Here is a 16,259-nt window from a genome sequence, read left to right on the forward strand (position 1 = left end):
AAGTCAAAAATGTTAGGTACACATAACAGTAATAATTTTCAAAATAAGAAACAATATAATAATTTTTCTGATGGAAAAGTTTTTACTGTTTTTGCTGTATGTACGTATGGTCTAGAAGAAAAACTATTAGAAGAATTGAAAACAATTGGTTTCCAGAATATTGCAATTGAAAAGTCAGGATGCACCTTTGAAAGTAATTTGCGAGGTATACAATATGCTAACTTATATACAAGGATATCATCTAGAATTTTACTTCAAATTGAAAAAAATATAATTTATGCAGAGAAAGATATATTAGATATTTCCACCAAAATTAAATGGGATGAATGGTTTGACTTAAAAAGAACAATAAAAATAAAAACTATTGGATATAATACCAAATTTCAAAGTATTCAATATTGTAATCTGTTGATAAAAGATGGCATATGCGATTATTTCAGAAAAGTATATAATGCCAGGCCAAACATAGACAAACAGAATCCTGATATACAAATATATGCATATATAAGACAAAATACATTTACCTTATATATAGATTCCTCTGGAGAATCTCTATTTAAAAGAGGTTGGAGATTGGATAAAGGAACAGCTCCAATAAAGGAAAATTTAGCAGCTGGATTACTGGCACTATCAGGATGGACTCCACAATATCCTTTACTAGATCCTTTTTGTGGTAGTGGCACTATAATCATAGAAGCAGCATATATAGCCTGCTCTATTCCTCCTGGTATATCGAGAAAATTTGCTTTCGAAAAATTAAATTTCTATAATAATTCTAATTGGATTGATATCTTAAAAGAAGCAAAAGATAATATAAAAAGAAATATTCAAGTAGAATTAATTGGTTGTGACATAGATAAAACAGTCATAGAATATGCTAAGATCAATTTAGATAGATCAGGAATAAATAATAATAATAATATAAAATTTATACAAGAAGATGCTTGTAATATCAAAATATCAACTCATAATGAGGGATTTATAGTAACGAATCCTCCTTATGGAGAAAGAACTGATAATGAAGATATATGGTATTCTTGGTCTCATAATTTAAAAGAAAACTTCTTTAACTGGGACCTTAATATAATTTCTAATGATATGTCACTACCCAGCAAAATGCGTTTAAAACCTAAAAGAAAAATTCCTATTTTTAATGGAAAATTAGAATGTAGGTTATTTAAATTTGAAATAGTAAAAAATAGCTATAGAACAGCAAAATAGCAATAAGGTCAACTCTTATCATATAAATATTGAGTTGACCTTACTTTATTATTGATATTAGCTTATATTATAAAAAGCATCTCTACCAGGATAAATCGCAACACTAGATAGTTCTTCATTTATACGCAATAACTGATTATATTTAGCCATTCTATCAGATCTTGATAATGAACCAGTTTTAATCTGCATTGCATTTGAAGCTACAGCTATATCAGCAATCGTAGAATCTTCTGTTTCTCCGGATCTATGAGAAATGACTGACGTATATCCAGCTTTTTTTGCCATATCTATAGCTGCAAAAGTTTCAGTCAAGGTTCCTATCTGATTAATCTTAATCAGAATAGAATTTGCAATTCCCTTTTTTATTCCTTCTCTTAAAATTTTAGTATTAGTAACAAACAAATCATCTCCAACTAATTGAATATTCCTACCCAATTGATTTGTTAATATTTCCCAACCATCCCAATCATTTTCAGACATCCCATCCTCAATAGAAATAATAGGATATTTATCACATAAATTACCAAGGAAATCAGCAAATTCTTTAGAATTTAGAGAAATATTATTTTCTCCATAAAGACTATATTTCCCATTACGATAGAATTCAGAACTAGCACAATCTAAACCCAAACATACTTGTGTTCCTGGCTCATATCCTGCTTCACTAATTGCTTTTAATATTAATTTAATAGCTTCTTCATTATTACTAACATTAGGAGCAAAACCTCCTTCATCTCCAACTGCGATAGACATGCCATTTGCAATAATAATTTTCTTTAAAGTATGAAAAATTTCAGCACCCCAACGTAATGCATCCTGAAAACTACTAGCTCCAATCGGCAGTATCATAAATTCCTGCAAATCTAAATTATTATTGGCATGAGCTCCTCCATTAATAACATTCATCATTGGAACAGGCATACTCATTAGACCACTACCCCCAAGATAACGATATAGTGGAAGACCAGATTCGTCAGATGCTGCACGAGCGATAGCAATACTAACCGCTAAAATAGCATTAGCTCCTAATCTACTTTTATCTTCTGTTCCATCTAAATCTATCATTATTTTATCTATGAAAGATTGTTCATAAGCATCTAAACCTATTATCGCTTCGCTGATATCAGAATTTATATGCTCTATAGCTTTAAGAACTCCTTTACCCATATATCTATTTACATCATTATCTCTAAGTTCTATAGCCTCACGTGTCCCTGTAGATGCTCCAGAAGGCACAGATGCTCTACCAATAGCACCACTTTCTAAAATTACATCACATTCAACTGTAGGATTTCCACGGGAATCAAGAATCTCTCTGCTAACAATATCAATAATTGCACTCATAATACTTATTCCTAAACAATAATATAAAAATACTAAAAAACATCAAAGATCTATTAATAATAAGAATATAAATTATTAAATAAAATTGCAATTTGATCTATTTTTCTATATGCATAAATATATGCATTTGCAATAACACTAAAATACCTGACAAAAAAATAACATTATCTCTAATATTCAAATTAAAGAAAATTTAGTCTTAAAATAGTAATATATAATTCACAATAAAAAACGATTATTTCTCAATGTTTTTCATCCTAATTGCGGCATTTATAAAGCCAATAAATAAAGGATGTCCGTCTCTTGGGTTAGAATTAAATTCTGGATGAAATTGAACCCCAACAAACCAACAATGACTAGGCAGTTCTATAATTTCTTGTAATTTATCTTTAATAGTTTCCCCACTAAAGATTAAACCATTTTCTTCTAAAACTTCTATATAAGAATTATTTACCTCATATCTATGACGATGACGTTCATAAGCATCCGAACCATAAATATCAAATGCTATAGTATTCGGTCTTATTGAAATATGTTGTAATCCTTTACGCATAGTTCCCCCTAAATCAGACAAAGAATTACGTATTTCAGTGCTACCTTCACCATTAACCCACTCTTCAACTAAAGCTACTACAGGATATTGAGTATTTTTATCAAACTCTGTACTATTAGCACCTGATAAATTTGCAATATTGCGAGCATATTCTATTACAGCAACTTGCATGCCAAGACATATTCCTAAGAAAGGAATATTATTCTCTCTTGCATACTTGGTTGCTAAAATTTTACCCTCTATTCCTCTCTTACCAAAACCTCCAGGAATTAATATAGCATCTAAATTATCTAAAGCACCTATTCCATTATTTTCTAAATCTTCAGAATCAATATACCTTATTATTATTTTAGAGTTAGTATGTATTCCAGCATGTGCTATTGCTTCTATAAGAGATTTATACGACTCTGTAAAATCAACGTACTTCCCAACTAAACCAAGCGTAATATTATGCTCTAGGTTTTCTATAGTACTAATTAATTTTTTCCAAATAGTTAAATCAGCTACATTTGGTCTTAAAGATAAGACATCACAAATTATACTATCAACTCCTTGTTCATGTAACATTAATGGTATTTTATAAATAGAATCTACATTCCAAACAGAAATTACTGACTCCATAGAAACATTCGAAAACATTGAAATTTTTGCTCTTTCTTCTTCAGGTATAATTCTATCAGCCCTACATAGAAGTAAGTCAGGATGTATACCAATTTCTCTTAACTTCTGAACAGAATGTTGTGTTGGCTTAGTTTTAAGTTCTCCAGCAGGAAATACAGAAGGAACTAATGTAAGATGAACAAATGCAGAATTGTGCTTGCCCATAAGCAAACTCATTTGCCTTACAGATTCTAAAAATGGTAAGGATTCTATATCTCCAACTGTACCACCAATTTCAATAATAGCAATATCTGCCTTTCCATTAAAACTAGATTCAACTCCTTTAATAATAAACTCTTGTATTTCATTTGTAATATGAGGAATTACTTGGACCGTTTTACCTAAATAATCACCACGACGTTCCTTTTTCAAAACTGATTCGTATATTCTACCAGTAGTAAAATTATTTAGTTTTGTCATTCTTGTTGATATAAAACGTTCATAATGTCCTAAATCCAAATCAGTTTCTGCTCCATCTTCAGTAACAAAAACCTCACCATGTTGAAATGGACTCATAGTACCAGGATCAACATTTATATAAGGATCTAATTTCAGCATGGTGACATTCAAACCGCGAGATTCCAAAATAGCAGCTAGAGAAGCTGCTGCTATTCCTTTACCAAGTGAAGATACTACTCCCCCTGTTATAAAAACGTATTTAGTCATTATGTTCCCAATAGACACACGATATGCTTATAAAATTACAAAATAAAAAATAAAGCATATAATTAAAATTAACATTATACACTAGAGACTACGATCAATAACAACCAAGATAATATTAATGATACATAAAACAATAATATTAGGATAAAATGGAATGCACGAACAAACAAATATAAACTATTAGCAATAATATATTTTCTGGAGAAAATGCATATAATGTCAGAAAATGATACCATAAATTATGATGTGTTAATTGTTGGAGGCGGACCTGCAGGTATAGCTACAGCCATACACTTAAAACAATTATCTAAAAAAAAAAATAAAAAACTCAATATTTGTATAATAGAAAAATCACCTGAATTAGGTTCTCATATTATATCAGGGGCTATTGTAGATATAAGATCTTTAAAAGAATTATTGCCAGATGATAATATAGAAAATAATGATATTCTAGACCCAGTTTTAAATGAAAGTTTTTTTTATTTAACTAAAAACCGAAGTTTTAAAATATCAAACATACTTATACCAAAATGCCTAATAAACACAAATTGCTATCTAGTAAGATTAGGATATCTAGTAAAATGGCTAGGGAAAAAAGCAGAAGAATTAGATGTTGATATTTTTACAGGATTTACAGCAAAAAATATTTTATATAACAAAAATGAAGAAGTATGTGGGATAAAAACTGGTGATTTTGGAATAAATAAATATGGTCAAAAAAGCAATACTTTCCAAGAAGGCTTAAAAATACAAGCAAAATATACAATATTAGCAGAAGGATCAAGAGGACATTTAGGAAAAGAAATAATAAAAAAATTTAAATTAGATAATTTAAAAAACTCACAAACATACTCAATAGGCATAAAAGAACACTGGCAAATAGAGAGTCAAGACTATTCTCAAGGAAATGTAATACATACTATAGGATGGCCATTAAATAAAAAAGCTTCTGGAGGAGCTTTTTTATATTTTCTAAAAAAAAATATAGTCTCAATAGGAATGGTCATAGACTTGGATTATAAGAATACATGGTTTTCTCCCTTTGAAGAATTCCAAAACTATAAATCACATAAACTAATTTCTAATATATTAAAGAGCGGAAAGAGACTATCCTATGGTGCCAGAAGCATAACAAATGGTGGCCTACTTTCATTACCTAAAACATCGTTTCCTGGAGGGCTATTAGTAGGATGTGAGGCTGGGTTCTTAAATTCATCGAAATTAAAAGGAGTACATACTGCCATAAAAAGTGGAATGCTAGCTGCAGAAACAATAATGGATAATTATTTATCATCAGAACCATCAATCAATAATGATCTTATACGATATGATTATTTCTTTAAAAAATCATGGTTATACAAAGAATTATATTTATCTAGAAATTTTAAACTATGGAATAAAAAGCCAAAATTGATAGGATGTATAATGAATTTTATAGAACAAAAGATTTTGAAAGAAAAATTCAAATTTGATCTTAAAAATCATAAAGAAGATCATATGTGCCTTAATGATAAAAAATATAGCAAGTATATAAAATACCCTAAAGCTGACAATATATTAATATTTGATAAAGAAAGTTCGGTACAATTATCAAATACATATCATCAAAAAAACCAACCAGTACATTTGAAAATAATTGATATAAATATTCCAATAAAAACTAATTTAATAAAATACGGAGCACCAGAAGTTAGATATTGTCCAGCAGGAGTATATAAATTTGAAAAAGATAACAATAACAAATTTAATTTTGTGATAGAGGCAGAAAACTGCATACATTGTAAAACTTGTGATATCAAAGATCCAAATCAAAATATAATCTGGACTCCACCTCAAGGAGGTGAAGGTCCAATATATGATGGCATGTAAATATTAAATTATAATACTGTTGATAAATTTTTTAATACATGGATATTTTCTAAAGTAGATATATCCTGTGTTATCTGCTCTCCATTAGCTGTCAAACGTAATAATCTCCTCATTATTTTACCAGAACGAGTTTTTGGTAAATTATCACCAAATCTAATATCTTTTGGTTTGGCTATAGGACCTATTTCTTTGGCTACCCAATCTCGCAATTGTTTTGCTATCCTTATTGCCTCTTCTCCTTCAGGTTGTTTATCTTTTAATACAACAAAAGCCACTACTGCTTCTCCTGTTGTTATATCAGGACGCCCTACTACTGCTGCCTCAGACACTAACTCATGAGATACTAAAGCTGACTCAATTTCCATTGTTCCAAGACGATGACCTGATACATTTAAAACATCATCAATACGGCCTAAAATCCAAAAATAATTATCATTATCTTTTTGAGCTCCATCTCCAGCTAAATAATAACCTTTTAATTCTTCTGGGAAATAACTAGATTTAAATCTTTCTGGATCATTCCATATGTTTCTTATCATACCAGGCCATGGTCTTTTTATTACTAAAAATCCACCTTTACCAGGTAATACATCTTCACCTGTTTCATCTACTACTGAAGCAGATATACCTGGTAAAGGCAATGTGCAGGATCCTGGCTTTAATGGAGTAACACCAGGTATCGGTGTTATCATATGGCCACCTGTCTCAGTTTGCCACCAAGTATCAACGATAGAACATTTTTCTCTACCAACATTTTTATAGTACCACAACCAAGTTTCCGGATTAATAGCCTCTCCAACTGAACCTATTATACGCAAACTGCTTAAATCAAAATTCTTAGGATGAATTTCTTCATCACTAGAAGATGATTTTATTAATGATCTTATAGCAGTAGGAGCCGTATAAAATATGCTAACTTTATGATCAGATATCATCTTCCAAAATCTTCCAGAATCAGGATAAGTTGGAATACCTTCAAAGATAACTTGAGTCATACCTAAAGCTAAGGGAGCATACGATATATAAGTATGTCCAGTAATCCAGCCAATATCTGCAGTACACCAAAATATATCACTACCACTAGCATTAAAAGTCCAATTCATGCTCATTTTAGACCAAAGCAAATAACCAGCTGATGAATGCTGTACTCCTTTAGGTTTTCCTGTAGAACCTGATGTATATAAAATAAACAAAGGATGTTCTGAATTAACAAAAGTAGGCTCACAATAATCTAACTGCTCATCCTCAACATCAGACATCCATAAATCACGATCTATATTCCAACTAATACTATTGCCTGCACGTTTATAAACAATAATATTTCTTATGCCCTCACATCCACCCATCTCAATTGCATCATCTACTGTAACTTTCAGTGGTATAAATTTTCCACCACGTCTTTGACTATCAGCTGTTATAACTAATGAAGCACCAATATCAATAATTCTTTCATGAAGACTTTTAGAAGAAAACCCGCCAAAAACAACTGAAATTATTATGCCTAATCTCGCACATGCTTGCATAGCCACAACCACTTCTATAGACATAGGCATATATATGATGCACCTATCCCCAATACTATATCCCAATTTTTTAAGACCATTAGCAAATTTACAAACACGCCGAAACAACTCTATATAGCTGATCTTTTCTACTTTTCCATCATCTGACTCAAAAATAATAGCTGTTTTATTTTTATTTTCATCGATTAAATTAATATCAAGACAATTAAATGAGACATTTATTTCACCATCTGGAAACCATTTATAATGAGGTGCTTCTGACTCATCTAAAACATTTGTAAATAACTTATGCCAAGTTAGAAAATCTAAAGCATATTTTTTCCAAAACGACTTATAGTCATTTTCTGATTCTAAACACAAGGATTTATAAGAATCTAAATCTTTAATAAAAAAATGATTTTTTTTAATATTATCATGTTTAGGATCAAAAACCCTGTCCTCAATCAAAACAGATTCTATATGATTAGACATAACAATGTCTCCAATTATTAATTATGGCAATATTCAATATAATCCTCCATTTATGATATTAAAAAAATTAATATGAATGTTATAACGACAATAATCCAGCTCTGGCTATATCAACATCCTCATCTGATTTTGCCCCAGAAACTCCTATGCCTCCAACAACATTGCCATCTATAATAATTGGTAAGCCACCTTCTAGCATACCCTCTAAATTAGGAGCAGAAAGAAATGAATAACGACCATTATTTATAATATCTTCATATATTTTAGACTCACGTCTAGCAAGAGATGAGGTTTTTGCCTTTGCTGAAGCAATATAAGATGATATTGTTGGCGCATCATCCATTCTAGACATTCCAAGCAAATGACCTCCATCATCGACAACAGCAATTGTAACTTTCCAATTGTTTTTAACAGCGTAATCTTCTGCTGCAGATATAATTTTTTTTACATCACAACTACTTAAAATAACTTTAGTTTTCATAAAAACTCCCGATATAATGTTAAAGTTTTAATTATTAAGATAATAAAAGAAATTGTCATCAACCCATAACATGTAAAAATAGAATATTTTGCTAATAACTAATTATCTCGATTTCCTTTACCATAGCAAATTTCATTTATATAATATACATTTATTCTACTATTCTAGTTTTGATAGACTACACTATTTTGAATGTTTCTAGCATAAGAATAATAATTAAGAAAATATTCCTCTTAATTATTTGTATTAATATATCTTCTTGTTGTATACAAGAAAATCCAAGGAAGAAATGCTATCTTCCAAAAAAGATTGTTTTGCCAACTAGTGATAAAAAAAATATTATATTTGCAAAAGAAGCATTAAAACAATTAAATAAAAAATATGTTTATGGTGGATCATTGCCTCAAAAAGGTTTTGACTGTAGTGGTTTAGTATATTACTGTGCAAAAAAATCATTAAATCTAGATTTACCAAGAACCACTAAGAAACTAATTAAGGTTGGAAAATCAATCTCTAAGAAAAAAATACGAACTGGAGACTTAGTGTTTTTCAAAACAAACTACAATCAATTACATGTTGGTATTTATGTAAAAGATGATATTTTTATACACGCCCCAAGAACTGGCAAAAAAATCAAATTTGATTATATAAATAGCGAATATTGGTCAAAAAAATACATAACATCCCGTAGAATATGTTATTGAAAATTTAACTTACAATAGTATTATAGATTTTACCAATACTAAATATAAAAAACAAATCATAATATGAGGCAGAATTAAACCAGACAAAACCCCAATAACATTTCATAAAATTAGCAGTTGAAACAAACGAACAAAATTTAAATATATTAGTGTTAATAATACAAATAAAAAATTAATAGATTTTTATTACTATTGTTTATTTTACCTAATATGATAGCTAAAATTGACAAATTTAATGCAACCATAGGTATAAAAATACGACCTACTACTATATAAGACTAAGATAAATTACTATTTTCAAAAAAAGTTTTTATAGAAACGTCTTCAAATTATTTATGGAACAACTAGAAATAGTATTAATTTTATAAAACTCATCTAAACAAACTTTATATTCATCAAAATTTGAAAATATTATTTCAGAAGAATGACTCCCAATATTTATAATTTTTACATCCTTCATAATAAAAAAAATTATTACAATCTAACAATTTATCTATCTTTAAATATTTTGCAATCATTAAAATAAATCCATACTTATTAATCTTGCAAAAACATTACTGAATTTATTATTTTTATTTAAATTACCAGCAAAAAACATTGTATTATTAGCATAAATAAAATTACCAAAAGATAACTTGTATAAATTAGAATTTTCTAAATAATGATTTTGAACATGTTCTATATTCCTATAAACAATTGATGATAAAAATAATGAAAGAATCATCATTATCGGTAATGCAGTTATAATATTTATAAAGAAAATATAATATTGATCGATGAATCAATTATTATATTTAATTATACGTATTATAATTATAGAAAACCAACTAACAATTAAAATTGATAAAGTAACTATAAAATTTTTATTTATTTCATGAAAAAATGATTTTTTAAAAATTGATATTTTCTAAAAATAAAAAAGATATGTTAAATTTGTTTAATTACTATAATCTAGAGAAACATAATATGGAAATTTATATAGAAAATAAAACTACAGATATATCAAATATAGACACGGAATCATTAGGTATAGGTATATATAAAAATAATATTCTAACTTCATCTGCAAAAGAAATAAATGAAAAAAGCAATGGTTTCCTAAAACAAATATTAGATAATTTCAATGCAACACTAGGAAGTAGCATCGTTTTATACAACATACCAAATATTAAAGCAAAAAGCATTGTAATTATAGGTCTTGGCAACAATGATAAGTATTCATTAGAAGAACATAATATAGCTGAAGAGTCATTAGTTAAGACATGTATTAAGTATCAAATAAAAGAATGCTACTCAACCATTGCGTTAGAAGCTGACGCGAAAGACAGTATATTATTTATTAAAAACTCCATAATAACAGCAAAAGGATATAACTATAGATACACATCTACAATAAGAAATATTGAAAAAACTGTTGAGTTAAAAAAAATTGTATTTATGATAGATAGTAACCTAAAAGATATAGATAGGTGTCTCTTAGAAGGCACTTCAATATCTGAGGGAATATATTTAGCAAAACAACTAGGAAATCTACCTAGTAATATATGTACACCAACTTATTTAGCAAATGAAGCGAAAAAATTAGAGCAAGAATTCTCATCTATAAAAACTAATATATTAGATATTGAAGACATTAGTAAAATAGGCATGAAATCTTTTATGTCTGTTGCCAAAGGCTCTCTTGAACCATTGAAATTTATAGAGATTACATATCAATCCAATAAAACTAAAGAGCAACCAATTATAATTATAGGAAAAGGAATAACGTTCGATTCTGGAGGAATATCTCTTAAGCCTTCATCCTCAATGGAAGAAATGAAATATGATATGTGTGGAGCAGCTGCAGTTCTAGGCATAATGAAAGCAATTGCAAGACTAAAAATCAATCATAATATTATCGGATTAATACCAGCTTGTGAAAACATGCCTAGTGGAAGTGCTAATAAACCTGGTGATGTAATAGAAAGCATGTCTGGTAAAACAATAGAAATAATAAATACAGATGCAGAAGGAAGACTAGTGTTATGTGATGCACTGACTTATGCAAAAAAATATGATCCTTGTCTAGTAATAGATATGGCAACTTTAACAGGGGCCTGTGTTGTATCACTGGGGAGCGTTAGAACAGCTTTATTCTCCAATGATAAAGAAACTACAGATCTAATATTTTCATCTAGCAAAAAAGTTTTAGACTATGTATGGGAAATGCCATTAGATAATGCATACAAAGAACAATTAAAATCAGATTTTGCAGATATAAAAAATACTGGCGGTTATTCTGCTGGATGTGTAACTGCTGCCTGTTTTTTATCAGAATTTGTCGACAAATATAAGTGGGTTCATCTTGATATAGCAGGTACAGCTTGGGATAAAGCTAACAAAAAAGGGGCTACTGGAAGACCAGTTGCCTTGATTACTCAATTTTTATTAGATAAAACAAATGCAAATTGATTTTGTATTTGATATCAATAATAAATTATTATCTACTTGTCATATAATCAAAGAAATTTATATGACAAGTAGTATTATAGTATTTTGTGAAGATAAAGAAACAGCGCATACAATAGATAAATTACTATGGTCTTTTGATGATATATCATTTATACCCCACTGCATAAGCGATAACTGTAATAAAAATAATACAAAATTAATCATTACTACTAAAGATTTATTTGAATTAAAATGTATTGACAAAACCAACAAAAATTATTTATCATACATAGTGAATTTATCTAACAATTATCCACAACACTATGATCAATTTGATCATCTTATAGAAATAGTATCAAAAGATGAAGATGATCGTGCAAAAGCACGACTTAAGTGGAAATTCTATAAAAAGAATGGCCATATTGTAAAGGGAAAACCTTTTAAGATTCCTACTTAAAATAAATTAAAATAATAAACAGATTCAATTAAGATAATAACATTACAATTTTAAAAAAAATTCTACAAATAAATGACTACTACCAATTAGGAGTTGCATATGAATAATTATCAATACTCTAAATTTGATAATAACGGTAGCGTAGCTACAAAGAACAATATAATAAAGCACAATAAAGTCCTGAAGAACACTTATTTGCTACTAGCTATATCTCTAATACCTACTGTTTTAGGATCTATGTTCGGAATGCTTTCTGGACTAAATTATGGAATGCTATCTAGTCCTGGATTGTCTACTTTGATATTTTTTATAGGCTCTTTTACTCTCATGTCCTGCATAGAAAAAAATAAAAATAATTCTACTGGGATATTATTTCTACTATTATTTACTTTCTTTATGGGAATAATGCTTTCAAGACTATTAGGAGTAGTAATAGGAATGCATAATGGCTCAAAAATAGTAGCGATGGCATTCGGAGGAACTGCTGCAATATTCTGCTTTATGACTTTTATTGCACATACTGTAAAAAGAGATTTGTCCAGTTTAGAAAGATTTATGACTATAGGTGCAATAGTACTGCTGTTATCTATAATTGCAAATATTTTTCTACAGATGAGTGCTATGACATTAACAATATGTATGCTCTCAATTATAGTTTTCTCTTCTTTTATGCTAATTGATATCCACAGAATCATAAATAATGGAGAAACAAATTATATATCTGCAACCTTAGCCTTATATCTGGATATATATAATGTATTCAGTAACTTGTTAGTCATAATAGGTTTTTTCAATAATAATAATAAAGAATAAAACAAGTAATAGAGCCCACAAACAATTTTTTGTTTAAGATAATAGTGGGCTCTATTTTAAAGAAAACATTTTAGATCTTTTAAAATTTTTCTACTATACAAAGTTCTTCCATATAAATAAGTTTCTATACGATCTGATATAGATTGATTGATAAAAGAATTTTCTAAAAGATTAGAAAAATCAGGTTCTTTTTGATCAAAACCATAACCTGTTTCCTTAAGTAAAATCCATTCAAAATGCCTTAATATACTAGAAATATAACTATTATTTTTTTCATGATTATCACAGAATTTTAATAGCGAATCATGATATGCATCAAATAGAATAGGATGAGAATCTTCTTTGGGTAAAAAAGATAAAATTAACTCATTTAAATACCATGCTAATATTAAAAACTTCCCAGGCAAAGAAATTATTCCATTTAAGTCTGCCTTTACCAAAGTTTTTACCTCAGATTTTCCAGTCCATCTTAATAATAATGGAGTAAACTTAGACAAAACAGGTCTAAGCTGGGAATAAGGTCTTTTAGCTCCTTTGGCTACCATATTTATACAGCCATATTCACGAGAAAAAACCTTAATTATTAAAGATGTTTCCTTCCAAGAAATACTATGCAGTATATAGCCAATATCTTCCTTTATACGAAGATTTTTTTTATTCATAACCAAAACTTATTAAAGAATTCTTATCATTTAACCATTTTTTTTTAACTTTTATATAAACATCTAAATAAACTTTTCTATCTAAAAATTTTTCAATATCTAATCTTGCTGCAGTTGCAATTATTTTTAAATTTTCACCACGATGACCAATTAAAATAGCTCTATGATTAGTACTAGCAACTATTACACACATACTTAAATATAAAGTATTAAGTCTTTCTTCCCATTTTTCCACTAGAGTTGTACATTCATATGGAACTTCATTACCAACAAATCTAAATATTTTTTCTCTTAAAATTTCAGAAATAAAAAATGAGGTAGATCTATCAGTTAAATAGTCATCATCAAATATTTTTTCTTGTAATGGCAAATGAGAAGCGATTTCATTTAATAAAGCATCTATATTATGCTTTTTTAAAGCACTAACAGGAACAATACCACTATAAGAATAAATATTTGTTAATTTTGATATAAATGGTAGTAATTCACTCTTATTTTTAAGCAAATCAACTTTATTAAGTATCAGAATCACTTTTTTCGATTTAGGTATTATATCCAATAACCTACTATCTTCTTCTAACCACCTAACAGAATCAATAACATGGATAATAAGATCTACTTCTAATAGTTCTTGAGAAACTATTTTATTCATCATTCTATTTAATGGATTTAAATATTTCAACTGAAATCCTGGAGTATCTACAAATATAAATTGTGCATCATCTCTAGTTAGAACTCCTTTTATTCTATGTCGAGTAGTTTGTGCTTTCTTAGAAACTATAGAAAGCTTATGACCTAACAGAACATTACTTAGAGTTGATTTACCAACATTTGGACGACCAATTATACCTATAAATCCTGCACGGTAACTATTTAATTTATTGTTCATTTTTAACTAATAATTTTTCTTATTTTTTGAGCAAAAAAGATTTGATTTCATTACTATATCTAGTGCCATTCTCGCTGCCAATTGTTCTGCTGAACGTCTAGTATCACCAAATGATTTTGTTCTAATATTTAAATCTGAAATGATGCAATCTATCTCAAATATTTGATTATGGGCTAACCCATCAGTATTAACAATTACATAAGAAGGTAATGATATATGTTTAGATTGCAAAAATTCTTGTAGCAAACTTTTAGGATCTTTACCCATATTGCTTAAATCTAAATTTTCTATAAAATCAAGATATTGATATTCTATAATATTTTTACATATATCAAATCCTGAATCTTGAAAAATAGCTCCAAATATAGCTTCTATAGAATCTGCTAATATAGAAGGACGCCTAGATCCACCACTCTTTATTTCTCCATCACCCAACTTTATATACTGAGATATATTTAATTTATTAGCAATTTTTATCAGAGAATTTTGTTGAACTAAACTAGCTCTTAATCTCGATAAAACTCCTTCATCTATATTAATAAATTTATTAAATAATATAATAGTTATTGAAGCATTTAATATCGAATCACCGAGAAATTCTAGTCTTTCATTATGGTTAGAACTGTAACTACGATGTGTCAATGCTAATTCCAATAAAGATATATCATTGAAATAATATCGAAGATTCCTTTCTAAATTAGATAATGTCATGCTAGTTTAAAAAACCTATTCTTGTAATATCCTTGAAATTCATCCATATAAAAAATGCCTTGCCAACTATATTTTTTTCTGGAACAAATCCCCAATAACGACTATCAAAACTATTATCTCGATTATCACCCATCACAAAATAATGACCATTCGGAACAATACAAGTTAATCCATTATCATAATAATCACAATTATGATAATGTGGATAATGCCAAGAAGGTTTTAACAAATTAAAAACATTATCTTGCAATGCAATATAATGATAGTCTTGTTTTATAAATTCTTTGTATATGCTAGTCAATAAATTAGAATTTTGATCATAAAAAGAGTCTTCTCTTAAATTTACAATTGTTTGATCATTAATAGTCAATTTTTTATTATGATAATCAACTTTATCTCCAGGAATACCAATAACACGTTTTATATAATCTAATTTATGCAACCAGGGATCACGAAATACAATTATGTCTCCTCTGGAAGGATCGGAGATAGGTATTATCTTATAATCTATAATAGGTATCTTAATACCATATATAAATTTATTCACAAATATAAAATCACCTGATCTTAACGTTGGTAACATAGATGCAGACGGAATTCTAAAAGGCTCGAAACAAAATGATCTTAATAAAAAAACAATTAAGATCATTGGGAAAAGAGCAATAGAAAATTCTATCCATAATGGTACTTTTTTATAAACTTGATTAGTATTACGTTTAGCACTAAAAACAAAAATTTCTAACAAATAAATAAAACCTGTCAATACTAATAAAGAGAACAGAATAATAGAAAAATAACGACTCAT

14 protein-coding genes and 1 pseudogene are annotated in these 16,259 nt (G+C 28.3%); 6 read left to right on the forward strand and 9 right to left on the reverse strand.

What is annotated here, in order from left to right:
• Positions 1-9 precede the first annotated feature (9 nt).
• Complete coding sequence (locus I1N47_02295; GenBank protein ID WBF65274.1) at positions 10-1,221, forward strand: class I SAM-dependent RNA methyltransferase; 1,212 nt, start codon at positions 10-12, stop codon at positions 1,219-1,221.
• 57 nt (positions 1,222-1,278) lie between these two features.
• Here I1N47_02295 and eno read toward each other — a convergent pair whose 3' ends face one another.
• Positions 1,279-2,565 carry a phosphopyruvate hydratase gene (gene eno / locus I1N47_02300; protein WBF65275.1) on the reverse strand — a complete coding sequence of 429 codons (1,287 nt, stop codon included), beginning with the start codon at positions 2,563-2,565 and terminating at the stop codon, positions 1,279-1,281.
• A gap of 235 nt (positions 2,566-2,800) precedes the next feature.
• Positions 2,801-4,444, reverse strand: coding sequence for a CTP synthase (locus tag I1N47_02305; GenBank protein ID WBF65276.1), 1,644 nt, complete (start codon positions 4,442-4,444; stop codon positions 2,801-2,803).
• Positions 4,445-4,660: 216 nt separating this feature from the next.
• Here I1N47_02305 and I1N47_02310 point away from each other — a divergent pair, with 216 nt between their 5' ends.
• Positions 4,661-6,313: an electron transfer flavoprotein-ubiquinone oxidoreductase gene (locus I1N47_02310; GenBank protein WBF65277.1), complete on the forward strand. Its 1,653-nt coding sequence runs from the start codon at positions 4,661-4,663 to the stop codon at positions 6,311-6,313.
• Between the two features lie 8 nt (positions 6,314-6,321).
• On the opposite strand, the gene acs is transcribed toward I1N47_02310, so the two are convergent.
• Both acs and I1N47_02320 read right to left on the reverse strand, forming a co-directional pair.
• Positions 6,322-8,307 (reverse strand): acetate--CoA ligase, encoded by a 1,986-nt coding sequence (gene acs / locus I1N47_02315; GenBank protein WBF65278.1) that lies wholly within the window; start codon positions 8,305-8,307, stop codon positions 6,322-6,324.
• A gap of 79 nt (positions 8,308-8,386) precedes the next feature.
• Entirely contained in the window at positions 8,387-8,788 is a 402-nt protein-coding gene (locus I1N47_02320) for a heme-binding protein (GenBank protein ID WBF65279.1), read from the reverse strand.
• Between the two features lie 170 nt (positions 8,789-8,958).
• Here I1N47_02320 and I1N47_02325 point away from each other — a divergent pair, with 170 nt between their 5' ends.
• Positions 8,959-9,492, forward strand: coding sequence for a C40 family peptidase (locus I1N47_02325; GenBank protein ID WBF65280.1), 534 nt, complete (start codon positions 8,959-8,961; stop codon positions 9,490-9,492).
• 9 nt (positions 9,493-9,501) lie between these two features.
• Here the strand turns inward: I1N47_02325 and I1N47_02330 are convergent.
• A pseudogene (locus I1N47_02330) lies at positions 9,502-10,396 on the reverse strand (hypothetical protein).
• Positions 10,397-10,458: 62 nt separating this feature from the next.
• On the opposite strand from I1N47_02330, the gene I1N47_02335 reads away from it, so the two are divergent.
• The 3 genes from I1N47_02335 (at position 10,459) to I1N47_02345 (ending at position 13,192) form a co-directional block, all read left to right on the forward strand.
• Positions 10,459-11,943, forward strand: a complete 1,485-nt coding sequence (locus I1N47_02335; protein WBF65281.1) for a leucyl aminopeptidase — start codon at positions 10,459-10,461, stop codon at positions 11,941-11,943.
• Positions 11,933-12,379 (forward strand): DNA polymerase III subunit chi, encoded by a 447-nt coding sequence (locus I1N47_02340; protein ID WBF65282.1) that lies wholly within the window; start codon positions 11,933-11,935, stop codon positions 12,377-12,379. The genes I1N47_02335 and I1N47_02340 overlap by 11 nt, the downstream gene beginning before the upstream one ends.
• 99 nt (positions 12,380-12,478) lie before the next feature.
• Positions 12,479-13,192 (forward strand): Bax inhibitor-1 family protein, encoded by a 714-nt coding sequence (locus I1N47_02345; protein WBF65283.1) that lies wholly within the window; start codon positions 12,479-12,481, stop codon positions 13,190-13,192.
• 56 nt (positions 13,193-13,248) lie between these two features.
• Here the strand turns inward: I1N47_02345 and recO are convergent, their stop codons facing one another.
• Genes recO through lepB form a run of 4 tightly spaced genes read right to left on the reverse strand, consistent with a single transcriptional unit; the run spans position 13,249 to position 16,259 of the window.
• Positions 13,249-13,854, reverse strand: a complete 606-nt coding sequence (gene recO, locus I1N47_02350) for a DNA repair protein RecO (protein ID WBF65284.1) — start codon at positions 13,852-13,854, stop codon at positions 13,249-13,251.
• Positions 13,847-14,743 (reverse strand): GTPase Era, encoded by an 897-nt coding sequence (gene era / locus I1N47_02355; protein ID WBF65285.1) that lies wholly within the window; start codon positions 14,741-14,743, stop codon positions 13,847-13,849. The genes recO and era overlap by 8 nt, the downstream gene beginning before the upstream one ends.
• Positions 14,744-14,749: 6 nt before the next feature.
• On the reverse strand, positions 14,750-15,454 hold the full coding sequence (gene rnc, locus I1N47_02360) for a ribonuclease III (protein WBF65286.1): 705 nt from the start codon (positions 15,452-15,454) through the stop codon (positions 14,750-14,752).
• Position 15,455: 1 nt separating this feature from the next.
• On the reverse strand, positions 15,456-16,259 hold the full coding sequence (lepB, locus tag I1N47_02365) for a signal peptidase I (protein WBF65287.1): 804 nt from the start codon (positions 16,257-16,259) through the stop codon (positions 15,456-15,458).

It is taken from the genome of Candidatus Kinetoplastibacterium crithidii (assembly GCA_027557655.1).
GTDB classification, from domain to species: Bacteria; Pseudomonadota; Gammaproteobacteria; order Burkholderiales; family Burkholderiaceae_B; genus Kinetoplastidibacterium; species Kinetoplastidibacterium crithidii_C.

What these genes read in the sequence shown, in the direction of transcription:
- I1N47_02335 (WBF65281.1), top strand. Translation starts at nt 10,459, where the DNA reads ATGGAAATTTATATAGAAAATAAAACTACAGATATATCAAATATAGAC.
- rnc (WBF65286.1), bottom strand. Translation starts at nt 15,454, where the DNA reads ATGACATTATCTAATTTAGAAAGGAATCTTCGATATTATTTCAATGAT.
- recO (WBF65284.1), bottom strand. Translation starts at nt 13,854, where the DNA reads ATGAATAAAAAAAATCTTCGTATAAAGGAAGATATTGGCTATATACTG.
- I1N47_02340 (WBF65282.1), top strand. Translation starts at nt 11,933, where the DNA reads ATGCAAATTGATTTTGTATTTGATATCAATAATAAATTATTATCTACT.
- lepB (WBF65287.1), bottom strand. Translation starts at nt 16,259, where the DNA reads ATGAGTCGTTATTTTTCTATTATTCTGTTCTCTTTATTAGTATTGACA.
- I1N47_02310 (WBF65277.1), top strand. Translation starts at nt 4,661, where the DNA reads ATGTCAGAAAATGATACCATAAATTATGATGTGTTAATTGTTGGAGGC.
- I1N47_02295 (WBF65274.1), top strand. Translation starts at nt 10, where the DNA reads ATGTTAGGTACACATAACAGTAATAATTTTCAAAATAAGAAACAATAT.
- I1N47_02305 (WBF65276.1), bottom strand. Translation starts at nt 4,444, where the DNA reads ATGACTAAATACGTTTTTATAACAGGGGGAGTAGTATCTTCACTTGGT.
- I1N47_02345 (WBF65283.1), top strand. Translation starts at nt 12,479, where the DNA reads ATGAATAATTATCAATACTCTAAATTTGATAATAACGGTAGCGTAGCT.
- eno (WBF65275.1), bottom strand. Translation starts at nt 2,565, where the DNA reads ATGAGTGCAATTATTGATATTGTTAGCAGAGAGATTCTTGATTCCCGT.
- I1N47_02320 (WBF65279.1), bottom strand. Translation starts at nt 8,788, where the DNA reads ATGAAAACTAAAGTTATTTTAAGTAGTTGTGATGTAAAAAAAATTATA.
- era (WBF65285.1), bottom strand. Translation starts at nt 14,743, where the DNA reads ATGAACAATAAATTAAATAGTTACCGTGCAGGATTTATAGGTATAATT.
- acs (WBF65278.1), bottom strand. Translation starts at nt 8,307, where the DNA reads ATGTCTAATCATATAGAATCTGTTTTGATTGAGGACAGGGTTTTTGAT.